Origin of the sequence: Citrobacter sp. Cpo126 (assembly GCF_030332445.1) — a bacterium.
In the GTDB taxonomy this organism is placed as follows: Bacteria; Pseudomonadota; Gammaproteobacteria; order Enterobacterales; family Enterobacteriaceae; genus Citrobacter; species Citrobacter portucalensis.
Genome location: NZ_JAOWHT010000033.1, coordinates 18,535 through 36,072, shown reverse-complemented (window position 1 = coordinate 36,072; position 17,538 = coordinate 18,535). Strand labels below are relative to the sequence as shown.

Here is a 17,538-nt window from a genome sequence, read left to right as displayed (position 1 = left end):
GCGGCCATGTATCCCTGCGCAGGGCTCTGTACATGCCAGCGATGGTGGCAATAAGTAAAACGGAATGGGGGCGGGCGTTCCGCGACCGTCTGGCAGGAAACGGTAAAAAAGGGAAAGTGATAATAGGCGCAATGATGCGCAAGCTGGCGCATGTGTCTTACGGTGTACTGAAATCAGGTGAGCCGTTCGATGCGTCGAGACATGGGGTGATAACAGCCTGAAGGGAAGATGAATCAGGAAAAAACAGCGCCTGACGGCGCTGTGACTGGTCGTGCCTGCTATCCGTAACCGCGGAACCTGAAAAGGCTTGCAGGCGATAACAGTATCTACATAGGTTTGCACTCGCAGTACTCGTAGGCCTGATAAGCGCAGCGCATCAGGCGTATCTTCGCCGGATGGCGGCGCAAGTGCCTTATCAGGCATTTATGGCTTAACCCAATTCACTCTCTGCCAGCGCTTTAAAGACCATCGCGACGGCGTGCGCGCCGGGGTCCATATTTCCGAGCAGGCTTTCGCTGCTCAGATACGATGCGCGACCCGCATTGGCTTTGCTCGACAAACAGGTTCGTTCGGCTCCCGCTTGCGCGGCGTCGAAGGCGGCCTGCAGATTTTGCGGCTGCGTGAGCAGCGAAGTCAGAGCCGGTTGCAGCGCATCAATCATGGTGCGATCGCCTTCGTCTGCGCCGCCGTAGAACTTCATCTGCGCCAGTCCCGTATTCAGGGCTTCGGCAACGTTAGCTCCCTGTTCCAGTTTCTGCCCTGCGGCAGTAAAGAAAATAGACATCAGCACACCGCTGGAACCGCCCATCACCACGGTCAGACGTTCGCCAATCAGCGCAAACAGCGTGGCAAGGTTATCCAGCGGCAACTGCTGACGATGCAACAGGCCGGCAATTTCACGCGCGCCTGCGGCAAAGGTTGAACCGGTATCGCCATCGCCGACTTTGGCATCAAGCGCATTAAGATGGGTCTCCAGAACGGAAAGGGTTGTGGTGACAAGTTCCACAATCCCGGCCACCAGGGCGTTCGCCGAAGGCTGGAATTCCACGCGTGCGCTACGCTGAGATGACGGTACACAGCTGATTTCACGCGGTGGGACCGGCGTCGGCCAGTTACTGGTTTCCACCTCTGTGAGCAGCGCTTTTTCGATGCTCTCTTCCAGCACGATAGCCGTCAGTGAAAAGCCTTTCATATCCAGCGCGGTAACCAGCGAGGCCGGGCCAATCAGCCAGTCGATACGCGGATGCAGCGGGCTGCTGGCCAGTTCGCGGGTAATGATGGCCATTTCGGCAACAGAAACGCCGCCAAGATTGTTAATCATCACCGCCAGACGGCCGGTTTCAGGCAGGGCAGCCAGCAGTTTATCCACCATCAGGTTCACCACCTGCGCACTGTTCTGGGTGTCGATGACCGAGGCGCCTGGTTCGCCGTGAATGCCCATACCCAGCTCCACGTGGCCCGGATGATGACGCGGGGCGGCGTCGGTTTCTTGCGGCAGATGACAGCTGGAAAGCGCAACGCCCAGACTGAAGGTGTTATTGGCCGCGTATTGCGCTTCACGCAGGACGGTGGCGAGGTTGTAGCCGCGTTCGGCAAAATAGCCCGCGATTTTATGCACCAGGATGGTTCCCGCAATGCCGCGCGGGTGTTTGTTATCCGGCAGGGAGATGTCATCGCCGACAATCAGCATTTCAACGTTGTAACCAAGGCGACGGGCTTTCTCGGCGGCAAGACCGAAATTAAGACGGTCACCGGTGTAATTTTTCACGATCAACAAACAGCCCGCCTCACCGGTTACCGCCTGAATGGCGGTCAGTACCGCATCTACGCTCGGGGAAGCGAACACGTCGCCACAGACAGCGGCGGTTAGCATACCTTTACCGATAAACCCAACGTGCGCGGGTTCGTGCCCTGAACCGCCGCCGGAAATGATCGCCACGTTATTTTTGTTGAGGTCACGACGGACCACGATGCGAATGGCCGGATCGCTTTCCAGACGCGCCAGGTTATTCCACGGGCTGGTGATAATCGTACCGTCGATGACGTCGCTCACGAGATGGGTGCGTTGATTAAAAAAGAATTGAGACATAACGGCTCCTTGAGGTTGAGTGTAAGACAAACCCCCGGAAGTATGGTCATGGTGCGGAGGCGATAGAGAGATTCTGGCGAAGTCAGCGTGGAAAAAAACAACGTTAAAATGAGTTTCATTACGGAACGTTGTTATTGTTTTTTGTTCCGAAATGAAACCGAAAAGAACGGGGAACGACCACAATGCGAGCTCGCTCGACTTTTTCCTCCCGCGATGAATGCAGGTCACACGGTACTGTCAGCTTTTTTTTTACCGGTATTTTGGCAAGTGAGTGGGTAAAAGAGAAAGTGAGATTCGTCTGTGCCGGAGATTTGGTGGCAAATGAACGGATCGGGATCGCAAACCTTATATTTTTTATGGTTAATCGTTCCAATATGAAACATGTGTTGTTTTTATCTGTTTCATATCAGAACAAAAATACGAAAGATTTTTTTGTGCACTCCTCGCCATACAGTTATTGCATCGCTCCGGTACCTCCCGTTTTCGCCGTCAGCATCAGGCCAAACAGGTTAACGCCAGGGCTCACCATGTAAAAACATGTACTTATTTGAGGATGAAAGGAATGCTAAAAGTTATTCAATCTCCAGCCAAATATCTCCAGGGTCCTGACGCTTCCACCTTGTTTGGTCAATACGCTAAAAATCTGGCGGACAGCTTTTTCGTGATTGCGGATGACTTCGTGATGAAGCTGGCGGGAGAGAAGGTACTCAACGGCCTGCACAGCCACGACATTAGCTGCCATGCGGAACGCTTTAACGGTGAATGTAGCCATGTTGAAATTAATCGCCTGATTACCATTTTGAAACAGCACGGTTGCCGCGGCGTGGTTGGGATTGGTGGTGGGAAAACGCTGGATACCGCCAAAGCGATTGGCTACTACCAGAAGTTGCCGGTGGTGGTGATCCCGACTATCGCGTCTACCGATGCGCCAACCAGCGCGCTGTCCGTTATCTATACCGAAGCCGGTGAGTTTGAAGAGTATCTGATCTACCCGAAAAACCCGGATATGGTAGTGATGGACACTGCAATCATTGCCAAAGCGCCGGTACGTCTGCTGGTGGCCGGGATGGGCGATGCGCTCTCGACCTGGTTTGAAGCGAAAGCCTGTTATGACGCCAGAGCGACCAGCATGGCGGGCGGACAGTCCACCGTGGCGGCGCTGAGCCTGGCGCGCTTGTGCTATGATACCCTGCTGGCGGAAGGCGAGAAGGCACGCTTTGCCGCGCAGGCCGGCGTGGTGACCGATGCGCTGGAGCGTATTGTCGAAGCTAACACTTACCTCAGCGGCATCGGTTTTGAAAGCAGCGGTCTGGCAGGGGCGCATGCGATCCACAACGGCTTTACGATTCTGGAAGAGTGCCACCATTTGTACCACGGTGAAAAAGTCGCCTTTGGTACGCTGGCGCAACTGGTGCTGCAAAACAGCCCGATGGAAGAGATCGAAACCGTGCTGAATTTCTGTCAGAAAGTAGGCCTGCCGGTAACGTTAGCGGAAATGGGCGTGAAAGAAGACGTTGACGGCAAGATCATGGCGGTGGCGAAAGCGACCTGTGCAGAAGGTGAAACCATCCACAATATGCCGTTCCCGGTAACGCCTGAAAGTGTACATGCCGCTATTTTGACGGCAGACCTGCTGGGACAGCAGTGGCTGGCGCGTTAATCAGTCGTCGGTAGGTTTTTATCCGGCATCTTCTCCCCCTCTGACAGTCTCTGCCGGAGGGGTTGTCTATGATTAAACAGCGGAAAGGGATATGACGGCGCACACGCATAGCATCGGGAAGGAAGTCTCTTCAGTCATTGCCCAGTCATGGCATCGTTGCAGCAAGTTTATGCAGCGGGAAACCTGGCAGGCGCCGCATCAGGCGCAAGGGCTGACCTTTGAGTCGATTTGTCGTCGCAAGACGGCGTTGCTGACGATTGCTCAGGCTGCGCTGGAAGATGCCTGGGAGTTTATGGACGGCCGCCCGTGCGCGCTGCTGATTCTGGATGAATCAGCCTGTATTCTCAGCCGTTGCGGTGATCCGCAGACGGTGGAGCAGCTGGCGGAGCTTGGGTTTCGCGACGGCAGCTACTGTGCGGAAAGCATCATTGGCAGCTGTGCCCTGTCGCTGGCGACGATGCCGGGCCAGCCGACAAAAACCTCTGGCGATCAGCATTTTAAACAGGCTCTGCATCCGTGGTCGTTCTGCTCGACGCCGGTCTTCGATAACCATGGTCGACTGTTCGGCTCCATCTCGCTGTGTTGTCTGGTGGAGCATGAGTGCGTTTCTGATTTATCCCTGACGCTGGCGATAGCCAGAGAAGTCGGCAACTCTTTGCTGACTGACAGCCTGCTGGCTGAATCCAACCGCCATCTGAACCAGATGTACGGGCTGCTGGAAAGTATGGATGATGGTGTGATGGCCTGGAACGAACAGGGCGTATTGCAGTTCCTCAATGCGCGTGCGGCGCTGCTTTTGCATCTCGACGCGCAGGCCAGCCAGGGAAAAAATATTCACGATCTGCTCAATCTCCCCATGCTGCTGCGCCGGGCGATCAAACATGCCCGCGGCCTGAATCACGTCGAAGTTACCTTTGAAAGCCAGCATCAGTTTGTTGATGCCGTCATCACCCTGAAGCCGATTGTTGAGGAGCAGGGCAACAGCTTTATCCTGCTACTGCATCCGGTGGAGCAAATGCGCCAGCTGATGACCAGCCAGCTCGGCAAGGTGAGCCACACCTTTGAGCAGATGTCGACTGACGATCCGGAAACCCGCCGCTTGATCCATTTTGGACGCCAGGCGGCGAGGGGGAGTTTCCCGATCCTGCTGTGCGGAGAAGAGGGCGTTGGTAAGGAACTGCTGAGTCAGGCCATTCACAATGAAAGCGAGCGCGCCAGCGGACCGTATATTGCCGTGAACTGTCAACTGTATGCCAATAGCGTGCTGGGGCAGGATTTTATGGGCAGTGCGCCCACCGACGATGAAAATGGCCGGTTGAGCCGTCTTGAACTGGCGAACGGCGGCACGCTGTTTCTGGAAAAAATTGAATATCTGGCGCCGGAGCTGCAATCCGCGCTGTTACAGGTGATCAAGCAGGGGGTACTAACCCGCCTGGATGCCCGTCGGTTGATTCCGGTGGATGTCAAAGTGATCGCCACCACCACGGTTGATCTCGCCAATCTGGTGGAGCAAAACCGCTTTAGCCGTCAGCTATATTACGCGCTGCACTCTTTTGAGATAGTGATCCCCCCGCTGCGGGCGCGGCGTAACAGTATTCCCTCGCTGATTTATACGCGACTGAATAGCCTGAAAAAACGCTTTTCATCCAGTTTGAAGATCGACGACGACGCGCTGGCTCAGCTGGTGGCCTATTCGTGGCCGGGCAATGACTTTGAGCTGAACAGCATTATCGAAAACATCGCCATCAGCAGTGATAACGGCCATATTCGGCTGAGCAATCTACCGGATTATCTGTTTGCCGAACGTCCTGGTCTGGATACGGCGTCTTCACTGCTGCCAGCCAGTCTGACCTTTACCGCTATCGAAAAAGAGGCGATTATCCATGCTGCTCGCGTCACCAGCGGGCGCGTACAGGAGATGTCGCAACTGCTGAACATTGGTCGCACTACCTTGTGGCGCAAGATGAAGCAATACGACATTGATGCCAGCCAGTTTAAGCGCAAGCATCTGGACTAGTTTCTTCAATTCTCGCCATCGAGAACAGCGCGTCCGACAGTCGGTTGATGTAACGCCTGGGTTCATCGCGTAACGTCAGCGTTCTGCTCATTGCGATAAGGATCCGCTCCAGTCGGCGCGTCAGAGTTCGCGCAACGTGTAGCTGTGCCGATGGCAGATTTTTCCCCGGAATAACAAACTCTTTGAGCGGGCCGCTTTGCGCCATATTGCGGTCAATAAGCTGCTCCAGCGCCTGAATATCCTCATCGCCAATACGCTGTTGTAAGCGAGCGAGTCCTTTCTCATCGCTGGCGAGTTCCGCACCCAGTACAAACAGCATCTTCTGTATGGCGTGCAGATCCTGGCGTAGTTTAGCCTGGTGCGTGCTGGCATAGCAGACGCCAAGCTGGGAAATCAGTTCATCCACCGTGCCATAGGCCTCAACGCGGATGTCATCTTTGTCGATACGGCTGCCGCCAAACAGCGCGGTCGTGCCTTTATCGCCGGTTCGGGTGTAGATGCGGTACATTTATTTTATCTCGCTGAAGGGAAGTACTTTAACCAGTTGACCGGCATTGGCGCCAAGCGTTCGGATCTGCGCAATTCCGGCGCGGATATGCCCACGGATCAGCGCCCGATCTTCGGGCAACTGGGCGTGGGTTAAAGCAATATCACCCGTGGCGTTAAGACCCAGACCGACACGTAGCGTTGAGCTTTTGGCCGCAAGTTTGCTCAATGCCAGCGCGCAGTCATGCTCGTCGCAACAGATTGCCCGGCAAGGGACGCCTTGCTCTTCCAGTCCCCAGCACAGCTCATCAAGCACGCGAGTATCCTGCCAGCGTGAGTGATAAAACAGATGTACGCCCGGTGATGAAAGTGACATTGCGCCCCCTGCGTTATCAGAATGCCTGACGGAAGATCTCGGCAATTTCTTTCTCGTTCCCTTTGCGCGGGTTAGAGAAGGCGTTGCCGTCCTTCAGCGCCATTTCCGCCATGTACGGGAAATCGGCTTCTTTGACGCCCAGATCGCGCAGATGCTGCGGAATGCCGATGTCAGCGGAGAGACGGGCAATGGCGTGAATGGCCAGTTCGGCGGCATCCATGGTGGAGAGTCCGTCAGTGTTTTCGCCCATAAATTCTGCGATATCGGCAAATTTCTCCGGGTTAGCGATCAGGTTATAGCGCGCCACGTGCGGGAGCAGTACGGCATTCGCCACGCCGTGTGGCATGTCGTACAGACCGCCAAGCTGATGCGCCATTGCGTGAACGTAGCCGAGGTTGGCGTTGTTGAAAGCCATACCCGCCAGCAGAGAGGCGTAGGCCATGTTCTCGCGAGCTTTCAGGTTGCTGCCCAGCGCTACGGCCTGACGCAAGTTGCGTGCGATCAGGCGAATAGCCTGAATAGCGGCGGCGTCGGTGACCGGGTTGGCATCTTTGGAAATATAGGCTTCTACGGCGTGGGTCAGGGCGTCCATACCGGTCGCGGCGGTCAGCGGAGCGGGTTTGCCGAGCATCAGCAGCGGATCGTTAATGGAGACCGACGGCAGGTTGCGCCAGCTGACAATCACAAACTTCACTTTGGTTTTGGTATTGGTCAGCACGCAGTGGCGGGTGACTTCGCTGGCGGTACCGGCAGTGGTATTCACCGCAACGATAGGCGGCAGCGGGTTGGTCAGGGTTTCAATCCCGGCATAGCTGTAGAGATCGCCTTCGTGAGTTGCCGCGATACCGATGCCTTTACCGCAGTCATGCGGGCTACCGCCGCCAACGGTAACGATGATATCGCAATGCTCTTTGCGAAAGACCTCCAGACCATCGCGCACGTTGGTGTCTTTGGGATTTGGCTCAACGCCGTCAAAAACCACCACGTCAATGCCCGCTTCACGTAAATGGGCGAGGGTTTTATCTACCGCACCGTCTTTAATAGCCCGCAGACCTTTATCAGTAACCAGCAGCGCTTTTTTACCGCCTAACAGTTTGCAGCGTTCGCCGACAACGGAAATAGCATTGGGGCCAAAGAAGTTCACATTTGGCACCAGGTAATCAAACATACGATAGCTCATAATATACCTTCTTAGATTTAAATTATAATTCAGAGAAACAATTCAGTGCGGTTTCTGCTAATAATATGTCTTGTTCGACAGTGCCGCCGCTAACGCCAACGGCACCAATTAATTTACCGTTTAATATGACAGGTAAGCCGCCGCCGAAAATAACAATGCGCTGTTGGTTAGTAAGCTGCAAACCATATAGCGAAGCGCCAGGTTGTACCGCGTCGGTAATTTCATGGGTACCCTGACGCAGGCAGCAGGCGGTATACGCTTTATTAAGAGAGATATCACAGCTGGTGACAAACGCATCGTCCATGCGTTGCATTAGCAGCGTATTCCCGCCGTGATCCACCACGGAAAAGACCACCGGAACGTTGATCTCTAGCGCTTTAGCCTCAACGGCCTGCGCCATTTTTTTTGCAGCCGCCAGCGTAATGGTGGCAATTTGTTGGCTCTTATTCACAGTCTCTCCTGAAAATGTTGTAGGGCTGAGGTCACGAAACATATCGCGCAACAGCTATTTTTATCATTGGCTTTACCTTATTTTCTCGCGGCGCGTTATTAAGTCAATAGGGTGGATTTTTCATAAATATTGAATTCATTTCCCTGACTTTGCGTTTATTGATAATGATCATTTAACCTCGTCACAATTCACGATGAATATTCCTGAATTGCGTTTCAATATGGAACGATGCGTTTTTATTAGGTGCCAAATTGGAACGAAATTAATTTTATTTTTTTATTGCTTGGCTCATTTAGAGTTCGGCCATTGCTGATGAAAGGCGAATGTCGGGTGTTGTGTCCCCGGCAATGCGGCCCGGCGTCCCTATTTTTTACCTTTTGAGTCAATAAATCATGAGAAGATCAAAACGATTCGAAGTGCTTGCGAAGCGGCCTGTAAATCAGGATGGGCTGATTGGCGAATGGCCTGAAGAGGGGCTGATCGCCATGGAAAGCCCCTACGATCCGACGTCGTCGGTGAAGGTGGAAAATGGTCGTATTGTTGAGCTGGACGGTAAGAGCCGAGCCGAGTTCGACATGATCGACCGTTTCATTGCCGACTATGCGATTAACGTGGCCGAAGCTGAGCGCGCCATGCAGCTCGACGCGCTGGAGATCGCCAGAATGCTGGTGGATATCCACGTCAGTCGGGAAGAGATTATTGCCATTACCACCGCCATCACCCCGGCGAAAGCGGTGGAAGTGATGGCGCAAATGAACGTGGTGGAGATGATGATGGCGCTACAAAAAATGCGCGCCAGACGCACTCCCTCCAACCAGTGCCACGTGACTAACCTGAAAGATAACCCGGTACAGATTGCCGCCGACGCTGCTGAAGCGGGGATCCGCGGCTTTTCCGAGCAGGAAACGACGGTCGGGATCGCCCGCTACGCGCCGTTTAACGCCCTGGCGCTGCTGGTGGGTTCCCAGTGCGGTCGCCCCGGTGTGCTGACGCAATGTTCCGTTGAAGAGGCTACGGAGCTGGAGCTGGGGATGCGAGGGCTAACCAGTTATGCCGAAACGGTGTCGGTGTATGGCACAGAATCTGTGTTTACCGACGGCGATGACACGCCGTGGTCCAAAGCGTTTCTCGCCTCGGCCTATGCGTCGCGTGGCCTGAAGATGCGCTACACCTCCGGCACCGGCTCGGAGGCGCTGATGGGCTATTCCGAAAGTAAATCGATGCTTTATCTGGAGTCGCGCTGCATTTTTATCACTAAAGGCGCGGGCGTACAGGGGCTGCAAAACGGTGCGGTCAGCTGTATCGGCATGACCGGCGCAGTGCCGTCAGGGATCCGCGCGGTGCTGGCGGAAAACCTGATTGCCTCAATGCTCGACCTTGAAGTGGCCTCCGCCAATGACCAGACCTTTTCCCACTCCGATATTCGCCGTACTGCCCGCACCCTGATGCAGATGCTGCCGGGTACCGACTTTATTTTCTCCGGTTACAGCGCGGTACCCAACTACGACAACATGTTTGCCGGATCGAACTTCGACGCAGAAGATTTCGATGATTACAACATTCTGCAACGCGATCTGATGGTTGACGGCGGTCTGCGTCCGGTCACGGAAGAGGAAACCATCGCCATTCGCAATAAGGCCGCACGCGCCATTCAGGCAGTGTTCCGCGAACTGGGCCTGCCGCTGATTAGCGATGAAGAAGTCGAAGCTGCTACTTATGCTCACGGCAGCAAAGATATGCCCGCGCGCAATGTGGTGGAAGATCTGGCTGCCGTGGAAGAGATGATGAAGCGCAATATCACCGGGCTGGATGTCGTCAGCGCGTTGAGTTGCAGCGGCTTCGAAGATATCGCCAGCAATATCCTTAACATGCTGAGACAGCGCGTTACCGGTGATTACCTACAAACGTCGGCCATTCTGGATCGCCAGTTCGACGTCGTCAGCGCCGTCAACGACATCAATGATTATCAGGGACCAGGTACCGGCTATCGCATCAGTGCCGAACGCTGGGCGGAAATTAAAAATATTGCGGGCGTGGTTCAACCCGGCTCGATCGAATAAGGCGGAACACTGTGGAATGCACAACTGAACGTAAGCCGGTTTTCACCTTACAGGTGAGCGAAGGCGAGGCGGCTAACGCGGATGAGCGTGCGGATGAGGTGGTGATTGGCGTCGGCCCGGCCTTTGATAAGTATCAGCATAAAACCTTGATTGATATGCCGCACAACGCGATTTTGAAAGAGCTGGTTGCAGGCATCGAAGAAGAGGGACTGCATGCGCGAGTAGTGAGGATCCTGCGCACCTCGGATGTTTCTTTTATGGCATGGGATGCGGCAAATCTCAGCGGCTCAGGCATTGGGATTGGTATCCAGTCGAAAGGAACCACGGTGATTCATCAGCGCGATCTGCTGCCGCTAAGTAACCTGGAACTGTTTTCTCAGGCTCCGCTGCTGACGCTGGAAACCTATCGTCAGATTGGTAAAAACGCCGCGCGCTATGCACGCAAAGAGTCGCCTTCGCCGGTGCCAGTGGTCAATGACCAGATGGTGCGCCCTAAATTTATGGCCAAGGCCGCGCTGTTTCATATCAAAGAAACCAAACACGTGGTGCAGGATGCTGCGCCTGTCACGTTGCATATTGCACTGGTAAGGGAATGACCATGAACGACAACATCATGACCGCGCAGGATTACCCATTAGCCACCCGCTGCCCGGAGAAAATCCGGACGCCTGGCGGCAAGCCGCTAACCGACATTACCCTTGAGAATGTGCTGGCGGGCCGCGTAGGGCCGCAGGATGTGCGTATTTCTCAGCAAACGCTGGAGTACCAGGCGCAGATTGCCGAGCAGATGCAGCGTCATGCCGTGGCGCGCAATTTTCGTCGTGCGGCAGAACTGATTGCGATCCCGGATGCCCGCATTCTGGAGATCTACAACGCACTGAGGCCGTTTCGTTCTTCGTTCGCCGAGTTGCAGGCCATTGCCGATGAACTGGAACACACCTGGCACGCCACGGTGAACGCCGGGTTTGTCCGCGAATCGGCAGAGGTATACCAGCAGAGAAATAAGCTGCGTAAAGGCAGTCAGTGACGGAGGCAGCATGCCGTTAATTGCAGGGATCGATATCGGCAACGCCACCACTGAAGTGGCGTTGGCGCAGGATGGCCGGTTTATCGGCAGCGGGATTGTCGCCACGACCGGGATGAAAGGCACGCGGGAGAATATCGCCGGGGTGGTCGCGTCCCTGCAGCAGGCGCTGGATAAAACGCCGTGGTCGCTGCAGGACGTGGCAAAAATCTGCATCAACGAGGCCGCACCGGTGATTGGCGATGTGGCGATGGAAACCATCACTGAAACCATCATTACCGAATCAACGATGATTGGTCATAACCCGCAAACGCCCGGCGGCGTTGGCGTGGGCATGGGAACCACCATCGCCGTGGAGAAGTTGGCGGCGTTGAGCGAGGATCGATTTGCCCAGGGCTGGATACCGTTGGTGGGTGAGGAGATGGATTTCCTTGAGGCGGTTTGGTTTATCAATGAAGCGCTGGATCGCGGCGTCAACGTGGTGGCGGCCATCCTGAAAAAAGATGATGGCGTGCTGGTGAATAATCGCCTGCATCGGCCAATACCGGTGGTTGATGAAGTCACTCTACTGGAGAAGGTGCCGGAAGGCGTGCTGGCGGCGGTGGAAGTGGCGGCCCCGGGACAGGTGGTGCGGGTGCTGTCGAATCCTTACGGTATTGCAACCTTCTTTGCCCTGACCCCTGAGGAAACGCAAACTATTGTCCCCATCGCCAGAGCGCTGATTGGCAACCGTTCCGCCGTGGTGCTGAAAACCCCGCAGGGAGATGTGCGATCAAGAGTGATCCCGGCGGGTAAGATCTTTATCCGTGGTGAAAAGCGTGGCGGTGAAGCCGACGTAGCGCAAGGCGCGCAGGCCATTATGCAGGCGATGAGCGCCTGCGCGCCCGTGTGTGATATTCGTGGTGAAGCAGGCACGCACGCAGGCGGCATGCTGGAGCGGGTGCGTAAGGTGATGGCCTCGCTGACCGGCCATGACATGAACACGGTGCATATTCAGGATCTATTGGCGGTCGATACATTTATTCCGCGCAAGGTGCAGGGTGGCATCGCCGGAGAGTGTTCAATGGAGAACGCCGTGGGCATTGCGGCGATGGTGAAAGCCGATCGTTTACAGATGCAGGCCATCGCCAGTGAGCTGAGCGCCCGGTTAAACACTCTGGTTGAGGTGGGCGGCGTAGAGGCCAACATGGCCGTGGCGGGGGCGTTAACTACGCCCGGATGCGCCGCACCGCTGGCGATCCTCGACTTAGGCGCAGGATCTACCGATGCCGCCGTCATCAATAGCGACGGCGTAGTGAAAGCGGTACATCTGGCCGGCGCGGGGAATATGGTCAGCCTGTTGATTCAAACTGAGCTGGGCTTAAGCGATGCATTTCTGGCGGAGGAAATAAAAAAATACCCGCTGGCAAAAGTGGAGAGCCTGTTCAGCATTCGCCATGAGAACGGCGCGGTGGAGTTTTTCCGCGAACCGCTCAGTCCGTCAGTATTCGCCAAAGTGGTGTACTTGAAAGAGGGTGAGCTGATCCCGGTAGATAACCAGACCTCGCTGGAAAAAATCCGTCTGGTGCGCCGACAGGCCAAAGAGAAGGTTTTTGTGACCAACTGCCTGCGCGCGTTACGTCAGGTGTCACCCGGTGGCTCTATTCGCGATATGACTTTTGTGGTGCTGGTAGGCGGTTCTTCGCTGGATTTTGAAATCCCGCAAATGATCACCGATGCGCTGGCGCATTACGGCGTTGTCGCCGGGCAGGGTAATATTCGAGGTACCGAAGGGCCGCGTAATGCGGTGGCAACTGGGCTGGTTTTAGCCGGAGAAGCAAAAAAATAGCGCAGAAAACAGCCGCGCAAGCGTTTAGCTGCGGGGTAAGTCAAATAAAGGCGATGTTCTCTTTGATATCCCGGCGGAGTTGGGTACATAGTATAAATGTGTCTCTCACGTGGTTAATTTTAAGGATAAGAGCATGCCAACAGCAATTGAGAAAGCATTGGATTTTATTGGTGGTATGAACACTTCGGCGTCAGTACCACATTCAATGGATGAAAGTACCGCTAAGGGAATCTTAAAGTATTTGCATGACTTAGGTGTGCCAGCGAGTCCGGAAGTTGTGATGGCACGGGGTGAGCAAGAGGGATGGAATCCCGAGTTCACGAAAAAAGTGGCCGGATGGGCAGAAAAAGTCGCCTCCGGTAACCGCATCCTTATCAAGAACCCAGAGTATTTTTCAACCTATATGCAGGAGCAGCTCAAAGAGCTAGTGTGAGCTGACTATCGAATTAAACTCTAACGGACGTTTCCATCCCAGGATGGCGGCGTCCAAATGGTGTTGCCATTAACATGCTGTTTTCTGAACAGGTGTATCGCGTAAATAGCTTTAGTCCCCGCCAGCCATTTTCTTCCGTGTACTCATTCAACATATTAATGCAAGCAAGTATTGATTTTTCCAGGACAAACTCTTTTTTGCTACATACCAATTTCTACGGAATACCCATAAAAAAAGGACCTGCGATTTCTCGCAAGTCCTTGAAATTTGGTGGCCCCTGCTGGACTTGAACCAGCGACCAAGCGATTATGAGTTCCTACAGGAACAACCGAAAATCAATAGTTTGCGTTTAAAAACAGTTAATTAGATTATCAAAAACTATCTATAATTATCATCATTACTCATTTCTACCGCCACTTTATCGCCACTGACCGCCAGAGGGTTGAGCTTAACGGCATCCTCTAAATGGTCAGGAGCAAAGTGTGCATATCGCATCGTCATTTTGATGTCGGTATGGCCGAGCACTCGCTGCAAGACCAGAATATTACCACCATTCATCATAAAGTGGCTGGCGAAGGTGTGGCGCAAAACGTGGGTCAATTGCCCTGCCGGTAGTTCGATGCCTGTTCTTTCCAGAGCAGACCGGAACGCGCCATAACAATCACTAAATAGCCGACCTTTTTTATCATCAGGTAGAGACTCGTAGAGCTCTTTGCTGATTGGAACGGTGCGGTTTTTCCTGCCTTTCGTGTTGGTGTATGTGATTTTGTATTTCGCGAGCTGGCTTTTTCTCAGGCTCTCGGCTTCAGACCACCGTGCGCCAGTGGCGAGACATATTCTTACCACGTTTTCTAAATCAGGGTGGTCATGCCGTTTGCACTCTCCGAGCAATAGCAAAATCTGGTCGTGAGTTAGCCAGGCCATTTCCATTTCCTCAGTGCGGAAAGGGCGCATGTTTTTGAGTGGATTTTCCCCCTTCCATTCCCCGAGGCGGTTTAGCTCATTGAACACCGCTCGAAAGTAGGCCAGCTCAAGATTAAGCGTGCGGGGCGATACCTCTTTCACTCTGTTTGAACGGGCATACTCACCTTTTAACCGCTTTTCTCTGTAACGGGAAAATATCTGCGCATCGAAATCGCGTGCGAGCGGTTCGCCCATACACTCAAAGGCATGGTGCATAGCCAACTGACGTTTTAGCCCGTCTTTCAGGGTAATGCCGTGGGCGCTGTACCATGCGTCAACAAGTTCTTTTAATGTGCGCCGGTCTTCCTTTTCTTCCTGCCAGGGGTTTTGTACGGTGTACTGCTCAAATGCCAGCGCCTCGCCTTTAGTCGCGAATTTCTTTCTAATACGTTTGCCTTTTGCTCCGTTTGGATAGAGCTCGCAAATCCAGCCTCCGTCCGGATTTTTACGGACTGTCATCAACTCACCTCACTATATATACCCACCACGCGCCCTAATGTTTGTATGTCATCAACTAAGCATTCAAAAGGCACTTTCCCTCCGGCAACGTGTAGTTTTCTGCCTGGTAAAATCGTTAACTCACGAATGCTTTTTGCTCCCTCAATATCTACAAGCCACGAACCATCTGACAGCAAGGTATCAGTCTCAATAAAGTGAGCCGCATTGTCTGAAAATATGCATTGTGGGTTGTTAAGGGTTCGATTAAAGAAAGATTTAGATATCCTCAAATCTGTACCGTCAATCAACCGACCTTCACTTAATGTGAATGATTTAACTGTTAACTCTTCAGATTCAACAGATGCCTTGATGTTACTACCGGATAGCTTTTCCCCTTTACCTGTAAGCAACCACTCTACGTTTGCACCTGTTTCCAGAGAACAATGGACTATGAAGTCATAGGAGATAGCCCCTCGTGTGTAGCGGTTTTGCAGGGAACTAGCTGCGATATTGAAGTGCCGCGCAAGCTGGATTTTTTGAGAAAATCCGTAGATTTCGCAAATCCTATCTAAGACGTGTTCGTTACTGATTTCTGAATCAATTTCCATAAAATTCGCATCCGAGTATTGACCGTTGCGGCTTTCGCGCATTACTATGCGGCTTAACCGTAGTTCATTGGTGGTAATCGCTGACAATCGAAGAGCATCAATGATAATTATTGATAAACAGGGAATGATGCAATATGGCTTCTGAAATTACAATTGTGAAAATTCCAAGTGAGATTGTTTCTCCTCATGAGTTTGCAGCTTTAGAGCGGGTCTCTATCGCTACAGTTCGTCGCTGGACTACTGGCGACAACCCTTGCATACCAATCGAGCCGCGAGTCATTAAGCCTGGCCGTAAACGTGCAAGCGGCATGGTTCGCATTTACTACGCGCGCTGGAAAGAAGAGCAGTTGCGTAAGGCGCTGGGACATTCCCGTTTTCAACTCGTTATTGGCGCTTGATTCACTTTATGTGAATTATAAGGATGCAACATGTTAGATTTTCGCGTTTCGTCACATACACACTTCGATGACGCTTGCAGAAAATTCGCAGCCTCTCACAACGTAAAAGAGCTGGCTGTAAAGGCAGGTATCAAGCCGCATACGCTTTACAACAAGCTCAACCCAGAACAGCCGCACCAGCTAACTCCCCGCGAAATATGGACGCTGACAGACCTGACCGAAGATTCAACCCTCGTCGATGGGTTTCTGGCTCAGATTCATTGTCTGCCATGTGTGCCAGTTAACGAGTTGGCGAAAGAAAATTTGCAGGCTTACGTAATGCGCGCAATGAGTTCCCTCGGTGAGTTGGCTAATGGCGCAACATCTTCAGACCGCCTGACGACAGCAAAAAGACATACGATGGTCGAGAGTGTGAATTCTGGTATCCGTATGCTGTCACTGTCAGCGATGGCGTTGCATGCTCGCCTTCAGGCTAATCCGGCTATGTCGAGTGTGGTCGATACCATGACCGGCATTGGCGCAACATTTGGTTTAGTGTGAGGTGCTTATGCTGAAAAATGAACCCTCATTCGCATCTCTGCTCGTTAAGCAAAGTCCGGGTATGCATTACGGTCACGGCTGGATCGCGGGTAAAGATGGTAAGCGCTGGCACCCGTGCCACTCTCAGTCCGAATTATTAAAAGGGCTGAAAACAAAGCAGCCGAAATCGTCAGGCTTTTTAATTATTCGTATTGTTCACTTTATTATTAAAGGGATTAAACATGTCACGCGATGAATTAAGAATTGTTTTAGGTGCCATGATTCCAAATATGGAGGAAGGTTTTGAAATTAAAACCCGCGACGGCGCAATACTTCGCGTTGACCCTGAGTGGGAGTGCTGCAAAGAATTTAAGGATGGATTAAAAGCCGAAATCATCAAGCAGTTAAAAAGCAAACCTGCTGTTGTATTTGGATACAGTTAATTAATTAAACGTAATTACTTGGCGTAAACCCGCCGGGCTTCTTATTGCCCAAAATCAGGAGAGTTAATTATGCGTAATACCGAATCTCGTAGTTTAAAGGCTGATGCCGAAGCGCTGGCCGTATTGCTGACAGATGCCAAAAAAGAGGAACGCAAAGACCGCGCCCTCGCAGTTTCAATCCGTCTTGAAGCACTGGCCGTGCATATCACGAATAAGCGAATGACCTGTTTTGAAGTGGCTGAACTGTTGCGTTCCGAGGCTACCCGCTACGAAAACGAATCACAGGAACTGCACTAATGGCAGACACAATTGATTTAGCCCAACAGCGTGAGCAGGAAGACCGCGAGCGCTACATCAACAAAGCGCGCAGCCGTATCTCTGCGCCTTCCCGTTTTTTCTGCGAAAAATGTGACGCACCAACCCCAGAAGCTCGCCGCATTGCGGTTCCGGGCGTGGATTTGTGCGTGACCTGTCAGCAAATCGACGAGCTCAAATCTAAGCATTATCGGGGGGTATGAATTGGCTGTTCAATTCGCGTTTCCGTGGAATGCTCCACGGTCGGCAA

20 protein-coding genes and 1 pseudogene are annotated in these 17,538 nt (G+C 53.1%); 14 read left to right on the top strand and 7 right to left on the bottom strand.

The features are described from left to right. A pseudogene (locus OGY17_RS13605) lies at nucleotides 1-221 on the top strand (IS110 family transposase); the annotation flags it as partial. Nucleotides 222-430: 209 nt separating this feature from the next. Here OGY17_RS13605 and OGY17_RS13600 read toward each other — a convergent pair. Next, on the bottom strand, nucleotides 431-2,089 hold the full coding sequence (locus OGY17_RS13600; protein ID WP_191215389.1) for a glycerone kinase: 1,659 nt from the start codon (nucleotides 2,087-2,089) through the stop codon (nucleotides 431-433). Nucleotides 2,090-2,651: 562 nt separating this feature from the next. Here OGY17_RS13600 and OGY17_RS13595 point away from each other — a divergent pair. Together OGY17_RS13595 and dhaR are read left to right on the top strand one after the other, a co-directional pair. After that, nucleotides 2,652-3,749, top strand: a complete 1,098-nt coding sequence (locus OGY17_RS13595) for a glycerol dehydrogenase (protein WP_079935257.1) — start codon at nucleotides 2,652-2,654, stop codon at nucleotides 3,747-3,749. Nucleotides 3,750-3,840: 91 nt separating this feature from the next. Beyond that, nucleotides 3,841-5,766: a dihydroxyacetone kinase operon transcriptional regulator DhaR gene (gene dhaR / locus OGY17_RS13590; RefSeq protein ID WP_008785857.1), complete on the top strand. Its 1,926-nt coding sequence runs from the start codon at nucleotides 3,841-3,843 to the stop codon at nucleotides 5,764-5,766. Here dhaR and OGY17_RS13585 read toward each other — a convergent pair. Genes OGY17_RS13585 through OGY17_RS13570 form a run of 4 tightly spaced genes read right to left on the bottom strand, consistent with a single transcriptional unit; the run spans nucleotide 5,744 to nucleotide 8,259 of the window. After that, a complete protein-coding gene (locus tag OGY17_RS13585; RefSeq protein ID WP_167820705.1) occupies nucleotides 5,744-6,274 on the bottom strand; it encodes a cob(I)yrinic acid a,c-diamide adenosyltransferase in 531 nt (176 codons plus the stop codon). The two genes, dhaR and OGY17_RS13585, sit on opposite strands and share 23 nt — an antisense overlap. After that, nucleotides 6,275-6,628, bottom strand: a complete 354-nt coding sequence (locus tag OGY17_RS13580; RefSeq protein ID WP_079935255.1) for a glycerol dehydratase reactivase beta/small subunit family protein — start codon at nucleotides 6,626-6,628, stop codon at nucleotides 6,275-6,277. A 16-nt stretch (nucleotides 6,629-6,644) separates the two neighbouring features. Continuing rightward, nucleotides 6,645-7,808 carry a 1,3-propanediol dehydrogenase gene (gene dhaT, locus OGY17_RS13575; RefSeq protein WP_003024734.1) on the bottom strand — a complete coding sequence of 388 codons (1,164 nt, stop codon included), beginning with the start codon at nucleotides 7,806-7,808 and terminating at the stop codon, nucleotides 6,645-6,647. A 22-nt stretch (nucleotides 7,809-7,830) separates the two neighbouring features. Continuing rightward, nucleotides 7,831-8,259 (bottom strand): GlcG/HbpS family heme-binding protein, encoded by a 429-nt coding sequence (locus OGY17_RS13570; protein ID WP_020996341.1) that lies wholly within the window; start codon nucleotides 8,257-8,259, stop codon nucleotides 7,831-7,833. A 392-nt stretch (nucleotides 8,260-8,651) separates the two neighbouring features. Between OGY17_RS13570 and OGY17_RS13565 the strand changes: the two genes are divergently transcribed. The 5 genes from OGY17_RS13565 (at nucleotide 8,652) to OGY17_RS13545 (ending at nucleotide 13,604) form a co-directional block, all read left to right on the top strand. After that, on the top strand, nucleotides 8,652-10,319 hold the full coding sequence (locus OGY17_RS13565) for a propanediol/glycerol family dehydratase large subunit (RefSeq protein ID WP_252429549.1): 1,668 nt from the start codon (nucleotides 8,652-8,654) through the stop codon (nucleotides 10,317-10,319). 11 nt (nucleotides 10,320-10,330) lie between these two features. After that, entirely contained in the window at nucleotides 10,331-10,915 is a 585-nt protein-coding gene (locus OGY17_RS13560) for a propanediol/glycerol family dehydratase medium subunit (protein ID WP_286607562.1), read from the top strand. Nucleotides 10,916-10,917: 2 nt separating this feature from the next. Further along, nucleotides 10,918-11,346: a diol dehydratase small subunit gene (locus tag OGY17_RS13555; RefSeq protein WP_007372193.1), complete on the top strand. Its 429-nt coding sequence runs from the start codon at nucleotides 10,918-10,920 to the stop codon at nucleotides 11,344-11,346. A 10-nt stretch (nucleotides 11,347-11,356) separates the two neighbouring features. Then, entirely contained in the window at nucleotides 11,357-13,171 is a 1,815-nt protein-coding gene (locus OGY17_RS13550; protein WP_191215392.1) for a diol dehydratase reactivase subunit alpha, read from the top strand. A gap of 109 nt (nucleotides 13,172-13,280) precedes the next feature. After that, the gene (locus OGY17_RS13545; protein WP_001573898.1) at nucleotides 13,281-13,604 is read left to right on the top strand and encodes a DUF1889 family protein; all 324 of its coding nucleotides are present in this window, start codon (nucleotides 13,281-13,283) and stop codon (nucleotides 13,602-13,604) included. Between the two features lie 378 nt (nucleotides 13,605-13,982). On the opposite strand, the gene OGY17_RS13540 is transcribed toward OGY17_RS13545, so the two are convergent. Both OGY17_RS13540 and OGY17_RS13535 read right to left on the bottom strand, forming a co-directional pair. Beyond that, nucleotides 13,983-15,026, bottom strand: a complete 1,044-nt coding sequence (locus OGY17_RS13540; RefSeq protein WP_047721250.1) for a phage integrase — start codon at nucleotides 15,024-15,026, stop codon at nucleotides 13,983-13,985. Beyond that, nucleotides 15,026-15,613, bottom strand: coding sequence for a phage repressor protein CI (locus OGY17_RS13535; RefSeq protein ID WP_181238933.1), 588 nt, complete (start codon nucleotides 15,611-15,613; stop codon nucleotides 15,026-15,028). The genes OGY17_RS13540 and OGY17_RS13535 overlap by 1 nt, the downstream gene beginning before the upstream one ends. A gap of 134 nt (nucleotides 15,614-15,747) precedes the next feature. Here OGY17_RS13535 and OGY17_RS13530 point away from each other — a divergent pair, with 134 nt between their 5' ends. The 6 genes from OGY17_RS13530 (at nucleotide 15,748) to OGY17_RS13505 (ending at nucleotide 17,491) form a co-directional block, all read left to right on the top strand. Further along, nucleotides 15,748-16,011 carry a hypothetical protein gene (locus tag OGY17_RS13530; RefSeq protein ID WP_024138324.1) on the top strand — a complete coding sequence of 88 codons (264 nt, stop codon included), beginning with the start codon at nucleotides 15,748-15,750 and terminating at the stop codon, nucleotides 16,009-16,011. Nucleotides 16,012-16,041: 30 nt separating this feature from the next. Next, on the top strand, nucleotides 16,042-16,551 hold the full coding sequence (locus tag OGY17_RS13525; RefSeq protein ID WP_096185558.1) for a phage regulatory CII family protein: 510 nt from the start codon (nucleotides 16,042-16,044) through the stop codon (nucleotides 16,549-16,551). A gap of 7 nt (nucleotides 16,552-16,558) precedes the next feature. Then, nucleotides 16,559-16,786 carry a phage filamentation protein Fil family protein gene (locus tag OGY17_RS13520; RefSeq protein ID WP_047721252.1) on the top strand — a complete coding sequence of 76 codons (228 nt, stop codon included), beginning with the start codon at nucleotides 16,559-16,561 and terminating at the stop codon, nucleotides 16,784-16,786. Then, complete coding sequence (locus OGY17_RS13515) at nucleotides 16,773-16,973, top strand: hypothetical protein (RefSeq protein ID WP_001550179.1); 201 nt, start codon at nucleotides 16,773-16,775, stop codon at nucleotides 16,971-16,973. Before OGY17_RS13520 ends, OGY17_RS13515 begins: the two co-directional genes overlap by 14 nt. Nucleotides 16,974-17,042: 69 nt before the next feature. Then, entirely contained in the window at nucleotides 17,043-17,270 is a 228-nt protein-coding gene (locus OGY17_RS13510) for a DUF2732 family protein (protein ID WP_047721253.1), read from the top strand. Then, nucleotides 17,270-17,491: a TraR/DksA family transcriptional regulator gene (locus OGY17_RS13505; protein ID WP_286607557.1), complete on the top strand. Its 222-nt coding sequence runs from the start codon at nucleotides 17,270-17,272 to the stop codon at nucleotides 17,489-17,491. The genes OGY17_RS13510 and OGY17_RS13505 overlap by 1 nt, the downstream gene beginning before the upstream one ends. Nucleotides 17,492-17,538: the final 47 nt, after the last annotated feature.